This is a genomic window from Nitrococcus sp. (assembly GCF_059432795.1).
The window spans coordinates 16,149-32,477 of record NZ_JBXWZQ010000051.1 but is presented as its reverse complement, the minus strand read 5'-3'; the positions used below and the strand labels follow the sequence as shown (position 1 = coordinate 32,477).

Genomic DNA, 16,329 nt, shown 5'->3' with positions numbered 1-16,329 from the left:
CGCTGTATTCACAGTCGACACCGCCATAGACGTTATCCGAGATTTTCGCGGGACATGCCATGACGGTAGCCGAGGCATTTCCCGTCGCAATCACTCCCAATACCTAGACTGATAATTAACAAAGATTTCGCATTTTCATTGTTGAAACCTTTAATGAACCATGTGAAAGCCCGTTTTCCGTGGCAGAACGCAGCGATCCATGGCGAAATTACGCAATCCATGCTGAAAGTCCAGCCGTAATGGTCATAGCAATAAATGCGCCATTAGCTCTTCATTGCGAATTTAATTTGAAAACACACGATTCTTCAGGCGCTTAGTCATTAAGGGGGCGCCGGTCGCCTGGCGACGGTGAGCCTGTGTGTAATAAATGCCGACAAGCGAAGCGGGACACGGCTTCCGCCGTCTGGGGCGTTGCCTGTGGAATCAGCCGAAGTCGCAGGTGGCGGGCGTAGGCATCGAATGGAAAGTATCGGCCATGAAATTGAGCGAGGCTGTGCGTATTGATTCAAAGCGCACCGGCCCCGCCAATGCGAATTCGGGCGGGGCCGGCGAGAGATGCAGAGACGGTGGGTACTGAGGGGCTAGTCGTCGCTTTCCTCGCTCATGTCTCCTTCGCTCTTGCTCTTGCTCTTGCTCATGCCTTTGCCGTGCTTTCCATGCTTATGGTGTTTCGAGCCGTGCATTTCCATCCACGCGTGCATCACCTGCATCGAGTAGAGAAAGCGGTTGCGCTGATCCTCGTTCAGAACCTGCAACGCTTCCTGGGCCTTGCGCGCGGTCTCCAGGCGATTCTTGACGGCAAAGTCGGCCGCCTCTTTCAGGGCCGATTCATAGGTGGAGAGGTCGAGTTTTCCCCCCTCCAACGCCGATTCCAATTGCTCGTGGATTTTCACGGCGGCGTCATGGTTGCCGCCGCTGCTGTGCATTTCCTTATGAAGGGAGCGAATTTTTTGAACCTGCTCGTCCGAGAGCCCGAGCAGGTCTTTCTGGAACATGATCCCCATGGGTACGTAGGCGAACATGTCCTTTCCCCACGTCGCGCCCATTGCGTGCATGTGCCCTTTGTGGGAGTAACCGGTATGGCCGGGCCGATGATTGGCCAGTGCCGAGCCGGTTCCCAGAGCGAGGCAAAGCAACAGCAGTACGACGGTCTGAACGAAGGGATGCCTTATTGTCTTTTCCATAGCGTCCTCATCATCAAATGAAACGAGTACCTTCGACTTAGTGACGCCGTGCCCGAAATACAAGGGGTCGCGTGTCTCTCGCATCGCGCGGGGAGCGGAGGTTTGGTGCACTGACGCCGCTCGCATTTCGACCCTCCAGCGGCGGTTCGCACGATCGGATCCGGGCGTGCAAGCGCAGGCCAAGGGCGGTTTGCGTAATCCCGTGAATCCAATAAACTGCTTGGTGGCGCCCGACGTGCCGCCGCGGCGAGACTCGCGACGGGTGGGCTGAAGCGCTTTTCTGATCATCGGTCCGCAGGAATCGAGGAACGAGGAAGTATGCGCCTTTTTATCTGTTATACGCTGCTGCAGTTGCCGGGCACGGTGCTGGTCGTCCTGGCCCTTTATCTCACCATGGATGCGGGCTGGCTCTCCGAGCTCAGCGCGGGATTGATCCTCTGCGCCTGGCTGCTGAAGGACGTCGTGCTCTATCCGCTTTTTCGCCAGTCGATGCGCAAGGGCCCCCCGCTCAGGGCCTAGGTGCCGGCGCGGGCGGTGCTTGCAAGGCACGCGAGCCGCGCGAGATCGGCTCGCACCCGAGCCCGCGGCTGCAGGGCGCACGTGCCCCCGGGCTGAGACCTTCATGATGCGTCGTGCGCCGCCCCGGTAGCGCTCCGCTTCCCTGGCGGGGTGCTCCAACCAGGGCGGGCCTTCGGTGCTTGCCGTGCGCGGGTGCGGTCTGCGCGGCTAGGGCTTGCGCGGGTACCAGACCAAAGGAGGCTGCGTAGTGCGGCCGCGGTCCACCTCGAAGTCGTGCCGCCCGTACCAGGCGAGCAGGCTGTTTTGACTTATGCCCTGGGCGTCGCTGTAAGCGCTGGCCTGAGCCAGCAGGGTGACGCGATGTCGGTCGCAGATGCCTGTCAGCAGCTTGAGCAGCGCCGTCGCGTGGCCTTGGCGGCGGTACGGCAAAGGCGTCTCGATCCGGCAGAGCACCAGATAATCCGACTCCATTTCCAACACCGCGAGCGCGTGGCCGTAACGACGGAAACTCAATTCCGCGTCCGCCGCGCGCGGCGCCTCACAGGCCCGGGTTGCATTGAGCCACTCCTCAAACGCGGCATGGATATTGCTTCTCAGGGACATCAAGCCTCTCCGTATACAGCCTTAGGCCCCAATTGTTTGCGAATTGCTCAACGGCGTGGCGCACGTTACCACTCCTGTCCTCCAATGGCGACTGCGCGGGTGTGCGGTTGCACCGGCGAAAATTCTCGGCTGTCCGCAACGATTCAGTGAGCTTCTGCGCTCCGCAGGTGGTCCATAATAAGGCAGGCTTGAGCACGCGGAAGAAGCCTCCAGCCGTCCCAGCGGAGGCGTTTCGCGTTTGCCGGTAATGCGCAGGCTACGTTGCGCGATCGCGCCCGTGGGTCGGGCGGTTTTGATCTCCACACGTGAGGGATGGAGCGTGACTTATGCGAGAGCACAGGCGCGCCGTGATCGGAACAGTTCTTGATGCGCACCTCACACTGAGCTTGGGCGAGCTTTGCCGTATGTGCGGTGCGAGCATCGAGCTGATTACCGAAATGGTCGAGGAAGGTATCGTGGATCCGGCGGGTTGTGATCCGCTACACTGGCATTTCACAGGCGAGGCCGTCCAGCGCGTCCAAGTCGTTCGCAGGCTGACCGAGGATCTGCGGGTCAATCTTCCAGGTGCGGCGCTGGCGCTCGAGCTCATGGACGAACTCGAGGCGCTGCGCCAGCAGGCCGCGAGACGCGAATCGGCTGAGGCTGCGTGCCTGAATGAGCCGGGATAGCGCTTCCGGCGCTGTTCCCGGCGAGACGCTGCCCGGCGGCCTGTGACGCAGGACTCTTTCGGGCCACGGCAGGCGGGGCGCTTGCGTACAGTCGATCCTCCGGGTCGCCTTCACGAGACGGGCGTGCGTGGCCTCGCATCGATGCCAGCGAAAGCTCACGTCACGGATTCAAGGCACCACCACGACGGGTGATTCGATCTCTTCGAGCAGCGAGCGATTCGCTGGATTCCGTACCGCCTGACTGGTTCTGCTGAGAACCAGCACCCGGGCGTTCATTTCCTGCAGCGCCTGCACCAAGGCCGGCGCGTCGGCGCCGGGCAGACGCATGAAGCTCAGTCTCATTCGGTGCCGGCGGGCCCACTGTCGGGCCGCCTGCTCGAGTCCAGCGAGGAGCGACGCGGCCGAGGGGGGCAGCAGGAGAGTGAGCTCCTGTCGCGTGTCGCGCGCCATGATCGCCGCCGTGGCCAGTGCCCGGTCGCCGGATTCGGCTTCCTCGTAGAGCACCAGTATCGAGCGCTGCGTCGGGTGCGGGGCGCTTCCCAAGACCATTACCGCACAGTTGGCGGTGCTGGCGATGCGCACGGTCAGTTGGCCGAATCGCAAGCCGGTACCCCGGGCCCAATCGATGCGCCCCAGCACCAGGAAGTCCGTCGGAGCGGTGAGCGCGAGCGTTTCTCCCTCCACCTGGCCGCGACAGACATGGAGGCGCCATTCCACGGACCGGCGACGCCCGACCGCGGCGAGCAGGCGGCGCGCTTCCTCCGCCTGCTGCCGCAGGCGGCGTTCCATATCGGCAGTGCTCATGGGGCGAATACGCCCCGAGGTGAAACCGATCTCGCGGCCGAAGGGCAGGCTTGCCGAGCGCAGCAGATCAATGTCTTCGACGAACAGGCCGAGCAAATGCGCACGCCGCCGCGCCGCAAGCTCGGCGGCAGCCTCGAGGGCCACGCGCGCGGCCCGCGAGCTGTCCAGCAAAACGACGACGCGATCGATGCGGGCGGTGTCCTTGTCAGTCGTCGCCATTGTTCTTGCGTTGCTCCCCACGCTCGTCGTTACCGCCGTGTATCCGCCGCCCCAGCTCCGCGAGCTCACGCAGGCGCTGCTCGACCCGTTGGTTGACCGAGCCGGCCGGGTATTCGCCGTCCGCCTCCGGCTTACCCGCCTCCACGCCGGTCATCAAGGTCACGGCTTCATCCACCGTACGCACCGGATAGACACGAAAGCATCCATCACGAACGGCCTCCACGATGTCGTGTCGGAGCATCAGGTGGGGAATGTTGGCGGCCGGCAGCAACACACCGTGCTCGCCATCGAGGTGCTGCTCCTTGCAGATATCGAAAAAGCCTTCGATCTTCTCGTTGACACCGCCTACGGCTTGGACCTGGCCGTGCTGGTTCACGGAACCGGTGACCGCAAGCGACTGCTTGAGCGGGGTGTTCGCCAGTACGGAGATGAGCGCGCAGAATTCGGCCACGGAGGCGCTGTCGCCGTCCACCATGCCATAGGATTGCTCGAAAGCGAGACTCGCCGACAGCGATAGCGGGCGATCCCGGGCATAGCGGGCGGCCAGGAAGTTCGACAGGATCATCACGCCTTTGGAATGGATATTGCCGCCCAGCTTGGCCTCGCGTTCGATATCCACCATGTTGCCCCGGCCGAGCCGGGCCGTCGCCGTGATGCGCGTCGGCCGTCCAAAGGCATAGCCGCCGAGCTGAATGACGGACAAGCCGTTCACCCGTCCCACGGCTTCGCCTCGGGTGTCGATCATGATCGTGCCGCGGTGGATGGCTCGTTCCATGCTTTCGCGCACCCGCGAGGCGCGGTAGATCTGATGATCGATGGCCTGCTGCACATGTTCGCCGGTGATTAGGTCGCTCTCGGCGCTCGAAGCCCAGTAATGGGCTTCGCGCAGCAGATCGAAAATGGCACGGTTGTGCGTTGTGAGCCGGTCGCTGTCGTCGGCCAACCGGCTGCCGTGCTCGATCACGCGCGCGACACCGCTGGTATCGAGCGCGAGCAGGTTCTCCTGACGTGCCATGGTGCCGATCAGGCGAGCGTATTCCTGGGTCGTTTCAGCCGTGCGCGCCACATCCTCCTCGAAGTCGGCCTGCACCTTGAACAGTTCCAGGAAGTCCGGATCGAAGGCGGAGAGCAGATAGTAAAGCAACCGCTCGCCGAGCAGCACCACCTTGAGGTTCAGCGGTACCGGTTCCGGGTCCAACGACACGGTGCTCATCAAGCTGTAGAGCTGCTCCAGCGATTCGGTCTTGATCTCGTTGGAGAACAGGGCACGCTTGAGGCTCTCCCAGGCGAACGGCTGCATCAGCAGCTTGCGCACGTCCAATATCAGATAGCCGCCATTGGCTTGATGCAGCACGCCGGCGCGAATCAGCCGGTAATCGGTGAGCAGGGCCCCTTGCTGGACGTGATGTTCGATGCGACCGATCAGATGCTGATGGGTGGGCATGTCGTCGTAGACCACCGGTGCGCCCTGCTGCGCTCCATTGTCGATCAGGACATTGGCCAGGTATCGATTGAGCAGTTGCTCGGCGGCGTGGCTGTGATCGTCCTGGCCGACGAACGCGCCGACGTTTTCGATCACGTCCTTCTGGATCGCGTCCATATGTTCCAGGATGCGCGGGCAGTCCCGATAATTCCCGCGGAATTCATCCAAGAGATGGCCGACCGCGAACAGGGCCATTTCCTCGTTGAGCTCGTTGATCCGGTTTTGCGTCTCCTTGCGCCAGCGCGGCATCTGCTGAATGACTTGCTGTAGCCGCTCCTGCAGTTGCTCGATCGTGCGTTCGAACGCTTCGCGCTCCTCCTCCGGCAGGGCGCGATAGCTCTCCAGACGCAGCACTTCACCGTTGCGCTTGGGTGCGAAGGTGAAGCCGCTTTGCGATTGAGTCAATGCGATGTCGTGCTTGTCGGCTTCTTCCTGAATCTCCCGGAACGCTTCCTGCTGCCGCTGGCCGAACTCTTGCTGCAGATCGTGCAGCCGGCTCTGATACTCCTCGCTCTCGAAGGTGGCGGGGATGGCGCTGCGAAGCTCTTGGACCAGCGTCTCCAGATCTTCGCGAAACCGCTCGCCCCGGCCGGCAGGAAGCTCGACCAGCCGGGGCTTGTGAGCATTGGAGAAGTTGTTGATGTACACCCAATCCGAGGGCGTGGGTTCGTCCGCGGCCCGGGCGCGCAGAAACTTCTCCACCACCTCGTGTTTACCGATCCCCGGAGGGCCGAGCACGAAGAGGTTGTAGCCTTCGCTGTTGATTCCGGTGCCGAATTTGAGCGTTCCAAGGGCCCGATCCTGACCGACAATTTTGTTGAATGGCTCCAGTTCCGCTGTCGTCTCGAAGTCGAAGGACTCAGGATCACAGCGCCGATAGAGCTCCTCGGGGTTCAGCGGTTTGGGTATGGCCATTCCGGTGTTCCTTTCCGTTCCAGTGTTGCCGACTGCTGAGCGTCTTCACTTAGTTTGTGCGCCAACCGCAGCAGGTCAAGCGGTACAAATAACGATGCCGACCATCGGCGCCGGCCGGTCGTCGACCGTCGCCACCCCGAGATCTGCAAAAACGCCCGGACTCTGGCGCTTCTTCTAGCATGAGCAATGGCTCGCGGCGCTTGATGAGCCTGGGGTGCGGCGTGCATCGCGGCTTTTCGCAACGCTGGAACGAGGGCACGGTTCGGCGACGTATCGCAAACCGGCTCGCTATCATTGGGAAACGCGTCGCAGAGACGACGCCCCGCGCACGAATCGAGTCCGTCATGACTCGGGAACCATTGCCGGGAGGCGATGTCCATTTTTACGGGAACAGGAAGAACGAGAGGAGAGTTCCATTATGAACTGGGATCAAATCAAGGGAAATTGGCAACAATTCAAAGGGAAGGCCCAGGTACAGTGGGGTAAGCTGACCGGTGACGAACTCGATCAGATCGACGGCCATCGCGAGGTCTTGGTCGGCAAGCTCCAGGAAAAATACGGAATCAGCAAGGAAGAGGCGGACCGTCAAGTAACGGATTTCGAGCGCCAAGTCTGAATTCGTAAGGCGAGAAATAGCCCACCGCATGAAATGAGGCACGTTGCGGCCGATTCAAGCGGTGGGCTGCCCTTTTTTGGACGAGCGCTGAGTGAGCTATTGATACCTGGAGTCGAATGCACAATCATGACAAGTACGGGAGCGAGGACCGGCCGATCGCAAGGGAGTTTATATCCGCGATGCTCTCGTTGATCTTCGACCGGTCGAATGGGTTCATCAATGTTTCGGTCGTATCATCGAGGATGATTTTTGCGTGGTGGGTCAAGCTGGCGGTATATTTTCCATGAATATCGGCATAAAGCAGCCGCTTGAGGCATTCTAACAGGCGGGCAACAACAAACACGTCGCTTTTGCCGTATTCCCTGATCGGTGACAGATACCGGTAGAGGAGTTCGTCGAAAGAAATCAGTTTATTGATTATGCGTAGTTGTCCGTCCGCATCGGCTATGAATTGATTTTCATGCATCTCCATTTTATTCAGATACAGGATCGTCAAAAGGTCGATTGCATGGAGTGCGGTCCCCGGGTCGTTGATGCCCGGGCTCAACGCCTTTACGGCGATTTCCGAGATCTGCTTGAAGCCATAGATGTAGTTTTCCTCGATATACTCGTCCGTGTAGGTAAAAAAACAATCCAGTAGCGTTGTCCTCAACGTTTTGTTATTCGAAATGTCTCGATTCGTCTTGCACAATGGATAATTCCTGAGAAGAAATACCCCCTTGGGCACCAAGAGCTCGATGATGATATCGTTATCACGTGCCAAGCGAGTCAAAAACGCGTAGTTTATACTTTGCAAATAACCTTCGGAGCTGCTGGTGATCACATGCCATTGAGCAGTATCCGATATCGAATACTCATGGTCATTGTTGACACAGTTGTTTTTTTTGATTTGCCGCAACGTCGTGGTGAAAATTGCTTTAATGATATTATCGACCTGGATGGCCTTCGATATTGAATGGATAAAATAAATGAATAAAACAAGGCAGGTGATTGCAAAAAAAATACTGAATAAAACAGCAAGCCCCAAGACTTCCGGGCTGGTATTTTCACCTCCTAGTGACCCTAGAAGAACGGTCGTATAGATGATGGTTCCTATATAGAAGCCAAGAACGATTTGATGAGGTTTCTTGCTTAGCAGTCCTGGAATGACTCGAGGCGAGAAGCTGGAGGAGGCTTGGTTTATTACGATCATGACCATCGAAAAGCTGAATACAGTCAAGCTTATGATTCCACCGGTCAGTGTGCTTAAGAGCTGTCTCGCACTCTCGGTTTCATGAGCAATAATGCGGGGTATCAGTTCCTTGATGTGTTCTCCGTAGCCAGCTCTGTCGAAGAATAAAATGGAGAGCGAGAAAATGAAGAAGGAGATCGCAATGATAGCTGGTAAGAAGGCGATGCTGTTGGTTCCGCGGACGTAAAGCGTAACGATTATTCTGTATAACTTGGTCATGGTCGGTCGGCAGGGCTATGGCTCAGCGGCCGAGTAGATCGTGTAAGGCATCCAGCAAGGCTTCATTTTCCGGTGGCGTGCCGACGGTAATGCGTAAGCGATTTTCGAGCCGGGGGTGGTCGAAATGACGTACGAAGATCTCCCGAGCCTTGAGGGCTTGGTAGAGCGCCCGGGCGCCGCTACCGAGTGCATCCGGAACGTGGGCGAGGAGGAAATTGGACTCGCTCGGGGCGCACTCGAGCCCTAACGCGGCGAGTGTGGCCGACAAGCGCACCCGCTCGCCACGCACCGCCTCCCAGCTGTGTGCCGCGTCGTCACGGTGGGCGAGGGCGGCGATACCGAGCCGATGTGCGATGGCGTCCACGCTGTAGCTGTCACGGGTCTTGGTGGCGATCGGGTCGATCAGGCCGGTTGGGCCGACGCCGTATCCAAGACGCAGGCCAGCTAGCGAATAGCCTTTGCTGAAGGTGCGAAGCAGGAGCAGATTGTCGTGCTCGTGGACCAGCGCGGTCACGTCGTGATTGTGCCTCGGATCGACGAAATCCACGTAGGCCTCATCGACGAGCAGCACGCCGTCGAGCGCCTGCGCGACGTCGGCAATCGTCCCGACGTCGAGTAACGTGCCCGACGGGGCGTGCGGATTGACCAGAAAAGTAAGCGCCACCCCCGCGCGGTTCAACTGCGCGGCGAAACCATCGGGTAGCCGCCAGGCATCATCGAGCGAGACACGCACGATGGGTGAGTCGTTGATGGCGGCAAGCACGGGATAAAGGCTGTAGCTCGGATCGGCGATGCCGATTGGCTTGCCGGGCTCGACGAAGGTGGTAATAGCGAGACGCAGCAACTCATCCCCACCGTTGGTCGTCACGATATTGCGCGCGCGTACTGCGTGCAGCGCGGCGGCGGCTTCCCGCAAGCTGGTGCTCGTGGGAGGCGGATAACGACGCAGGTGTTCTCCGGTGATCTCCTGCAGCGCTGCAAGCACGGGTGCCGGTGGCGGATAAGGATTCTCATTGGTGTTGAGCTTGATCGCGCGTGGAAAGTCCGGCTGCTCGCCTGGCATGTAACCGTCCAACCGGCGAATGCAATCGCGTTCGTAATTCATATTCCTTGATCTCAAGCGCTCGGCAGAGCCGTGCGTCGGATTCGTAACGGCGACTCTGGCAGCGAAAGGCACTGCTGATACTCAAGCGCTGAAAGCGCGTTGCAAGCGATCGAACAGATGCCGAAGGAGAGGGCGAGATGCGCGCTGTGCTTGCAAGGTGGCCCCCGGCGCGTCTGGCTTTCAACCGCGGAGACTCGGCAAGTCAACGTCTCCCGGGTCGTGCGGGCACGGCCATGGGGGTGCGCATGAAGCCGCGCAATGGCGCATCTTCGCCCACCGGATGGCTCGCGCCTTCCGGAGTGGCATTATACTTTATCGACGACCTTGCTCGGCCGTACACCGCAGGCGAGCACGTGACACGCAAAGCGCATCACGTTTGCGCATTCTTGTTGCGTAGCTGCGCGAGGGCTTCGGGCGGAAGGCTAGCCGCATAGGACCACCCCGGATTGATTACCAAGCCCATTCCCTCGGAGGCGTTGGCAACGATCCAGCTGAATTCCACCTCGTAGGGATGGGTGTAGTCGGGGAATTCCTTGGTCAGGGGCGAACTGCGCTCGGATAGGGTGAACATCGCAAGCATCGGGGTCTTGTCGGGGCCTTCGAGGACGAGAGGCTGGATGTTTGAATCATCCTCTTCATCCTGTTTTTGCTGACTCAGCAGAATGAAAACATCCGAGTCGACCAAGCGATGCAGGAACTCGGCGGTGGAGGATTCGCCATCCTGGGCGGCCACCAAGGCTTTTTCCAGATCAGTGCTCGGCTCCAGTTCGGCGACCGCGGGGGGATTCTGTTCGGACATGATTAAGGCTCCGCATTGAGATATCGCACATATAGCGTCTCATATCCGTCGGAGAGGACAAAATACAATCCGACTTGCGGTTCGGGCGTCGTGAAGCAGCGGAAAAATGGCGATGTGCTCGTCCCCGGTTCGGCTCGCGTACGCTTACAGGCAGCCAGACCTATAGGAGCCAGAGTGCGCCGGCAGGCCGGGGATCGGTCGTGGCAATTCGAGCGTCGCGGCCGTGCGGCAGCGTGGGGGTTGTGAATGATCGCGGCACGCGTCATCGGACATCGGGGGGCGGCGGGCCTGGCGCCGGAAAATACCCTGGCCGCGATCCGGGCCGCGGCCGATGTGGGTACGCTTTGGGTCGAGATCGATGTGCGGCTTCTGGGCGACGGGACGGCGGTGGTGCATCACGACGCGACGGTGGACCGGTGCAGCGACGGGGCGGGAGCGCTTTCCGGCTACGATCGGGTGAGCATTGGCCGGCTCGATGCCGGCCGCTGGTATGGCGAGGCGTTCGCTGGTGAGCGCATTCCGCTGCTCACCGATGCGCTGTTGCTGATCCGTGGTCTGGACCTGGGCGTGAACCTCGAGCTCAAGGCCGCCAGCGATGTCCCGGCGGCTCGCCTCGTGGATGCCGTGCACCGCGCGTTGAGCGCAGTCGCGATGCCAAGGGACCGCGTTTTGGTCTCCTCGTTCGAGCCGAGCGTTTTGGAGGCCACGCGGGCGCGTGCGCCACGGCTTCTTGTCGGCTGTCTCTGGTCGCGGCTGCCTCGGGATTGGCGCCAACAGACAACCGGCTTGGGAGCGGTAAGCGTGCACTGCGACTGGCGCTATCTGAGCGAACGCGCCGCAAACGCTGTCAAGGCGAGCGGCCTGGAGCTTTACTGCTACACCGTCAACGTGCCAAGGGCGTTCTCGCCGTGCTGGAAGTGGGGCGTTGACGGCGTGTTTACCGATCGTCCCGATGGTTTCCTGCCCGGTGGCTATCGCGGGCGCTTGCGGTAGCGGCGCGGAATTGGACCGCGCCGCGCCGCGCCGTCGGATGGCGCTTCGCCGGGGCGTCCGAGCCCTGCGTCTGGCGTGAGCCTCGGGGTCATTTCTCGGATACGAGCTTTTCAGGCGTTGCCCCCAGCGTCTGCAGCGCATCACTGATTTCGCGCGTGAACGGCCGGGGGCCGCAGACATAGAAGTGCTGATTGAAATCCGTGATGTGCTCGACCAGGAAATCCCGATCGATCCGCCGGTCCAGGTAACCGGATTTGTTCTCGCGGGTGCAGGTCAGAACGCACTGATCGCCCAGATAGTAGCGTAGCTCGTGCTCTTCTATGACATCGTCGGGCGTGCGGTTGGAAAAGAGCAGCTTGTGCCCGGCGAGCCTGTCGTCACGGGCCAGCGTCCTCAAATGTGCGAGAAAAGGCGTGATGCCGGCGCCACCGGCGATGAAAACGCCCGGGCCCTGGTAGGTGATGGTCCCGAAAGGGTTGCTGATCTGCAGCGTATCGCCGGGCTGCAGAGAGCGTATCTGGCGCGTTACGCCGTCGTGATCGTCGTAAATTTTGATCGTGAACTCGAGGACACCGTCTTCCCGCAACGACGTCGGGGTAAAAGGCCGCCCCTTCTTTTCCCAGCCGGCTTTGGTCAGCATGAGCCGCACCCCTTGGCCGGGCTCGAAATCGAACTCTTCGGGCCGGGTTGTGGTCAGGCGCAGCACGTCATGAGTGACACAGCCGCTGCGCAGCAGGGTAACGGTATACGCCATGATCATCTCCTCGGGTTTCGTAAGCAAAACAAAAAAGTATAACTGATCGGCGCCGGCGAGGCGTCGATACCCAACGCCTGCCGGCAGGATAGCCGATAATGTTTCCGCGGTCGTACCCTCGAGGCCGGCCGGCTCCGCCGAATGGCGCCAGGGCCAGCACCGGCGACGCGGGGGATGCGCGTTTCCCATCAGATCGATGGCAGCTATGCTTACCAATGGGGGAGCGAGGCACGTCCCGGCAACGCTTCCCGTATGGGTTGCTCACAAGAACAAGGCAGGGAGGGCGGTATGGCCATACCGTTAATTGTCGTCATCGGCGTCGTGATCGCGCTCATCATCGCCTCTTTCCGGGTGTTCCGCGAGTACGAGCGCGGCGTCGTCTTTCTGCTCGGTCGATTCTGGAAGGTCAAGGGGCCCGGTCTGCGCCTGGTGGTCCCCCTCATTCAGCAGTCGGTCAAGATCGACCTGCGGCTGATTACCATGGACGTGCCGAGCCAAGACGTGATTTCCAAGGATAATGTGTCCGTGAAGGTCAACGCCGTCCTCTACTTCCGAGTCGTCGATCCGGAACGGGTGGTCATACAGGTAGAGAATTATTTCATGGCCACCAACCAGCTGGCTCAGACCACTCTGCGTTCCGTGCTCGGCCAGCACGATCTCGACGAGATGCTCTCCGCGCGCGAGAAGCTCAATGACAATATCCAGTCCATCCTTGACGAGCGCACGGAGGCTTGGGGGATCAAGGTCGCCAACGTCGAGATCAAGCACGTCGACCTCGACGAGTCCATGGTCCGTGCCATCGCCCGCCAGGCCGAGGCCGAGCGGGAACGCCGGGCCAAGGTCATCCACGCTGAGGGCGAGTACGAGGCAGCGAGACAGCTCGTGGAAGCGGCCAAGCGCATCGCCACCCAGCCCGAGGCGCTGCAGCTGCGCTATCTGCAGACGCTGGCTGATATTTCCGGGCAGAGCAAGAGCGTAGTGATCCCATTGCCCTTGGAGATCTTCCATATTCTCGGCGGCAAGGAGGCGCCGCACGAGCGACCGGCCGAGCCGGCAGCGTAGGAGTTCAAACGGTGGGGCGAGGCTCTAGCCTTCCCGAGGACATGGCCGGGCGGGAGGAAAGGGGCGTGAGCGCGCGCGAGGTGGCGCTGATCGGGCGGTTCCTCGATACGCTCTGGATGGAGCGCGGGCTCTCGGACCATACGCTCGACGCCTATCGCGGCGATCTCGTGGCCTATGCGCGGTGGCTGGGTGGGCACGGTAGGACGTTGCTGGAGGCGGACCGCCAATGTCTCAGAGACTATCTGGCCGAGCGCGTCCGCGCGGGAGCGAAACGCCGGACCACCGCGCGACTGCTCTGCAGCTTACGCGGTTTCTATCGCCTGCAACTGCGTGAGGGGTGCCTGACGGAGGACCCGAGTGCGCAGGTGGACTCCCCCCGGCTCGACCGGCCGTTGCCCGGGACGCTTAGCGAACAGGAGGTCGAGACGCTGCTCGCCGCACCGGATTGTCAGGATGTGATCGGCTTTCGTGATCGCACCATGCTCGAGGTGCTCTATGCAACGGGGTTGCGCGTCTCCGAGCTGGTCGGGCTGTGCCTCGGGCAGGTGAATCTGCGCCAGGGCGTGCTGCGGACCATCGGCAAGGCCAATAAGGAGCGCCTCGTGCCCATCGGTGATGAGGCCCAGGCTTGGCTCGAGGACTATTTGCGGGGTGCGCGTGCCGCGCTGCTCACCCAAAGCACCGTCTCGGCGCTGTTCGTCACCCGCCGGGGCAGGGCCATGACACGCCAGGCGTTCTGGTACCGCATCAAGCATTACGCTCGAATCGCCGGAATTGCCAAGCCGCTCTCGCCGCATACGCTGCGCCACTCCTTCGCCACCCATCTGTTGAATCACGGCGCGGATCTCAGGGTCGTGCAGCTGCTACTCGGTCACAGCGATTTGGCTACCACGCAGATCTATACGCATGTTGCCCGTCATCGCTTACACGAGTTGCATGCCCGGCATCATCCCCGCGGATGAGCTCGAGCCGGTGTTGTTGCCGCGGTAGCGGCGGCGCGATGACGGCGCGGCGCGTCATGCCTCGGGCGGTGTCGGGTTGTCCGACGGGCCGAAGAGCTGCGTCGAGCGTCCGGGGATCTCGACCGTCTCACCTCGCGCGTGAGTCAGGCCTTCGGCGTCGCAGGTGCCCTCGTGGGTATCCAGCAGGCGTTGCCAAACGAAATCACCTTCGAGCTCGGGGAGCTTGAAGGCTACCGTGTCCGGATGCGCGTTGAATATCGCGAGCAGGATGCGTTCACCTCGATCGCTTATGTATGCCCGCTCCTCGCCGCGCTCGAGCAGTAAACCGATGCACCGGCTACCGGCGTCCTGCCACGCCTCATCGCTGTGATCGTTCCCTGAGGGGCTGATCCAGTGGATCTTCATGCCGTCGCGAAAACTATACCGGTGAAGCAGCGGCTGGTTCTGGCGCAGCTCGATCGTCTGGCGGACGAATTCCGTGAGCGCCTGATCGGCGGGATCGATGTCATCCCAGTTCGTCCAGCTGAGCTCATTGTCCTGGCAATATACATTGTTGTTGCCGTTTTGCGTCTGGCCGAACTCGTCACCCGCGAGGATCATCGGCGTGCCGTGCGAGAGCAATAGCGTCGTCATCAGGTTGCGTTTCTGGCGCTCGCGTAACGTTCTGACCTCCGGGTCGTCGCTCGGCCCTTCGACACCGCAATTCCAGCTTAAGTTGTCGTTGCTGCCGTCCTGGTTATCCTCGCCGTTGGCCTCGTTGTGCTTTTCGTTGTAGGAGACAAGATCATTCAGGGTGAAGCCATCGTGTGCGGTGATGAAGTTGACGCTCGACCAGGGCCGCCGGCCGTGCCAGTCGTAGAGGTCACCGGAGCCGGTGACCCGCGCGGCGAAGTCTCGAATCAGTCCTTCGTCGCCTTTCCAATAGCCACGTAACGTGTCGCGGTATTTGCCGTTCCATTCCGCCCACCCCGGGGGGAAACGCCCGAGCTGGTAGCCGCCGGGCCCGATATCCCAGGGTTCGCCGATGAGCTTCACGTGCGCCAGCACCGGGTCCTGCCCCATGGCGTCGAAGAAACCGCCGCGCGGATTGAATCCGTCCTTCTCGCGGCCGAGGATGGTGCCGAGATCGAAACGAAAGCCGTCGACATGCATCTCCAGAACCCAATAGCGCAGTGAGTCCATCACCATCTGCAGCACGCGCGGATGGCTGGTGTTGACGGTGTTGCCGGTGCCGGTGTCGTTGATGTAATAGCGTCGCTGCTCGGGCATGAGCCGGTAATAGGAGGCGTTGTCGATGCCTTTGAAGCACAGGGTAGGTCCGAGCTCGTTGCCTTCCGCGGTGTGGTTGTAGACCACGTCGAGAATTACCTCTAGGCCCGCCTCGTGCAAGCGCATGACCATTTCCTTGAACGAGTTCACTCCTCCCGGGCCGAGATAACGCGGCTCCAGGGCGAAAAAGCCGATCGAGTTGTAACCCCAGTAATTTTTCAGCCCCCTATCGAGCAGCGGCTGATCCTGAACGAAAGCATGAATGGGTAAAAGCTCGACGGAGGTGACGCCAAGGCTCTTGATATAGTCGACCACCGCCTTTTGTCCGAGTCCTTTGAAGTTGCCTTGAAGCTCCGGCGGCACCGCGGGGTGGCGCATCGTGTAGCCGCGCACATGGGTTTCATAGAAGATCGTCCGTTCCCAGGCCACGTGAGGGCGTTCATCGCCGGTCCAGTCGAAGCTCGGATCGATGACTTCGCATTTGGGCATGCCTTCAGCGCTGTCTCGCTCGTCGTACGACAAATCCCGCTCATCCGAGTCGAGCCGGTAGCCGTAGTGCGCCTCCGACCAGCGCAGCTCCCCGGCGAACGCCTTGGCGTAAGGGTCGAGCAGGAGCTTGTGGGGATTGAACCGGTGCCCGTTCTCCGGGTCGTAGGGTCCGTGAACTCGATAACCGTAGAGCGTGCCGGGGCCGACTTCCGGCAGGTAGCCGTGCCAGACCTCGTTGGTATACTCCGGCAGCTCGATACGCTCGACCTCGTGGTGTTCGGTGGGATGGAAAAGGCAAAGCTCAACCTTTTCGGCGTGCACGGAAAACAGGGCGAAGTTCGTGCCCTCGCCATCCCAGGTGGCACCCAACGGCGCCGGGAGCCCGCCGAGCACCCGGCGGCCAGTATGGTTGTTGCTCATGGTTGGCCGCCAGAC

Annotated in this window: 15 protein-coding genes; 6 read left to right on the top strand and 9 right to left on the bottom strand. The window is 60.9% G+C overall.

Features of this window, described 5'->3' with window-relative positions; all coding sequences use genetic code 11:
- Positions 1-581: 581 nt before the first annotated feature.
- Positions 582-1,247 carry a Spy/CpxP family protein refolding chaperone gene (locus AC52Q4_RS04500; RefSeq protein WP_495535610.1) on the bottom strand — a complete coding sequence of 222 codons (666 nt, stop codon included), beginning with the start codon at positions 1,245-1,247 and terminating at the stop codon, positions 582-584.
- A gap of 255 nt (positions 1,248-1,502) precedes the next feature.
- Between AC52Q4_RS04500 and AC52Q4_RS04495 the strand changes: the two genes are divergently transcribed.
- Positions 1,503-1,703, top strand: coding sequence for a hypothetical protein (locus AC52Q4_RS04495; protein WP_495535609.1), 201 nt, complete (start codon positions 1,503-1,505; stop codon positions 1,701-1,703).
- Between the two features lie 207 nt (positions 1,704-1,910).
- Here the strand turns inward: AC52Q4_RS04495 and AC52Q4_RS04490 are convergent, their stop codons facing one another.
- On the bottom strand, positions 1,911-2,306 hold the full coding sequence (locus AC52Q4_RS04490) for an N-acetyltransferase (protein WP_495535608.1): 396 nt from the start codon (positions 2,304-2,306) through the stop codon (positions 1,911-1,913).
- A gap of 347 nt (positions 2,307-2,653) precedes the next feature.
- On the opposite strand from AC52Q4_RS04490, the gene AC52Q4_RS04485 reads away from it, so the two are divergent.
- Complete coding sequence (locus AC52Q4_RS04485; protein ID WP_495535607.1) at positions 2,654-2,974, top strand: chaperone modulator CbpM; 321 nt, start codon at positions 2,654-2,656, stop codon at positions 2,972-2,974.
- Positions 2,975-3,142: 168 nt separating this feature from the next.
- Here AC52Q4_RS04485 and AC52Q4_RS04480 read toward each other — a convergent pair whose 3' ends face one another.
- Both AC52Q4_RS04480 and AC52Q4_RS04475 read right to left on the bottom strand, forming a co-directional pair.
- The gene (locus AC52Q4_RS04480; protein ID WP_495535606.1) at positions 3,143-3,997 is read right to left on the bottom strand and encodes a universal stress protein; all 855 of its coding nucleotides are present in this window, start codon (positions 3,995-3,997) and stop codon (positions 3,143-3,145) included.
- Entirely contained in the window at positions 3,984-6,395 is a 2,412-nt protein-coding gene (locus AC52Q4_RS04475; protein WP_495535605.1) for an AAA family ATPase, read from the bottom strand. Before AC52Q4_RS04475 ends, AC52Q4_RS04480 begins: the two co-directional genes overlap by 14 nt.
- Before the next feature lie 418 nt (positions 6,396-6,813).
- On the opposite strand from AC52Q4_RS04475, the gene AC52Q4_RS04470 reads away from it, so the two are divergent.
- On the top strand, positions 6,814-7,011 hold the full coding sequence (locus AC52Q4_RS04470) for a CsbD family protein (RefSeq protein ID WP_495535604.1): 198 nt from the start codon (positions 6,814-6,816) through the stop codon (positions 7,009-7,011).
- Positions 7,012-7,135: 124 nt separating this feature from the next.
- Here the strand turns inward: AC52Q4_RS04470 and AC52Q4_RS04465 are convergent, their stop codons facing one another.
- From AC52Q4_RS04465 to AC52Q4_RS04455, 3 genes are all read right to left on the bottom strand, one after another.
- Positions 7,136-8,461 (bottom strand): DUF2254 domain-containing protein, encoded by a 1,326-nt coding sequence (locus AC52Q4_RS04465; RefSeq protein ID WP_495535603.1) that lies wholly within the window; start codon positions 8,459-8,461, stop codon positions 7,136-7,138.
- Positions 8,462-8,483: 22 nt separating this feature from the next.
- Entirely contained in the window at positions 8,484-9,566 is a 1,083-nt protein-coding gene (gene hisC, locus AC52Q4_RS04460) for a histidinol-phosphate transaminase (RefSeq protein WP_495535602.1), read from the bottom strand.
- Positions 9,567-9,936: 370 nt separating this feature from the next.
- Positions 9,937-10,365 carry an SseB family protein gene (locus AC52Q4_RS04455; protein ID WP_495535601.1) on the bottom strand — a complete coding sequence of 143 codons (429 nt, stop codon included), beginning with the start codon at positions 10,363-10,365 and terminating at the stop codon, positions 9,937-9,939.
- A 246-nt stretch (positions 10,366-10,611) separates the two neighbouring features.
- On the opposite strand from AC52Q4_RS04455, the gene AC52Q4_RS04450 reads away from it, so the two are divergent.
- On the top strand, positions 10,612-11,358 hold the full coding sequence (locus AC52Q4_RS04450; protein WP_495535600.1) for a glycerophosphoryl diester phosphodiesterase: 747 nt from the start codon (positions 10,612-10,614) through the stop codon (positions 11,356-11,358).
- 88 nt (positions 11,359-11,446) lie between these two features.
- Here the strand turns inward: AC52Q4_RS04450 and AC52Q4_RS04445 are convergent, their stop codons facing one another.
- Positions 11,447-12,112: an FAD-binding oxidoreductase gene (locus AC52Q4_RS04445; protein WP_495535599.1), complete on the bottom strand. Its 666-nt coding sequence runs from the start codon at positions 12,110-12,112 to the stop codon at positions 11,447-11,449.
- 288 nt (positions 12,113-12,400) lie between these two features.
- On the opposite strand from AC52Q4_RS04445, the gene AC52Q4_RS04440 reads away from it, so the two are divergent.
- On the top strand, positions 12,401-13,174 hold the full coding sequence (locus AC52Q4_RS04440) for a slipin family protein (protein ID WP_495535598.1): 774 nt from the start codon (positions 12,401-12,403) through the stop codon (positions 13,172-13,174).
- Positions 13,175-13,215: 41 nt separating this feature from the next.
- Entirely contained in the window at positions 13,216-14,136 is a 921-nt protein-coding gene (gene xerD / locus AC52Q4_RS04435) for a site-specific tyrosine recombinase XerD (RefSeq protein WP_495535611.1), read from the top strand.
- Between the two features lie 54 nt (positions 14,137-14,190).
- Here the strand turns inward: xerD and glgX are convergent, their stop codons facing one another.
- Positions 14,191-16,314, bottom strand: coding sequence for a glycogen debranching protein GlgX (glgX, locus tag AC52Q4_RS04430; RefSeq protein ID WP_495535597.1), 2,124 nt, complete (start codon positions 16,312-16,314; stop codon positions 14,191-14,193).
- Positions 16,315-16,329 lie beyond the last annotated feature (15 nt).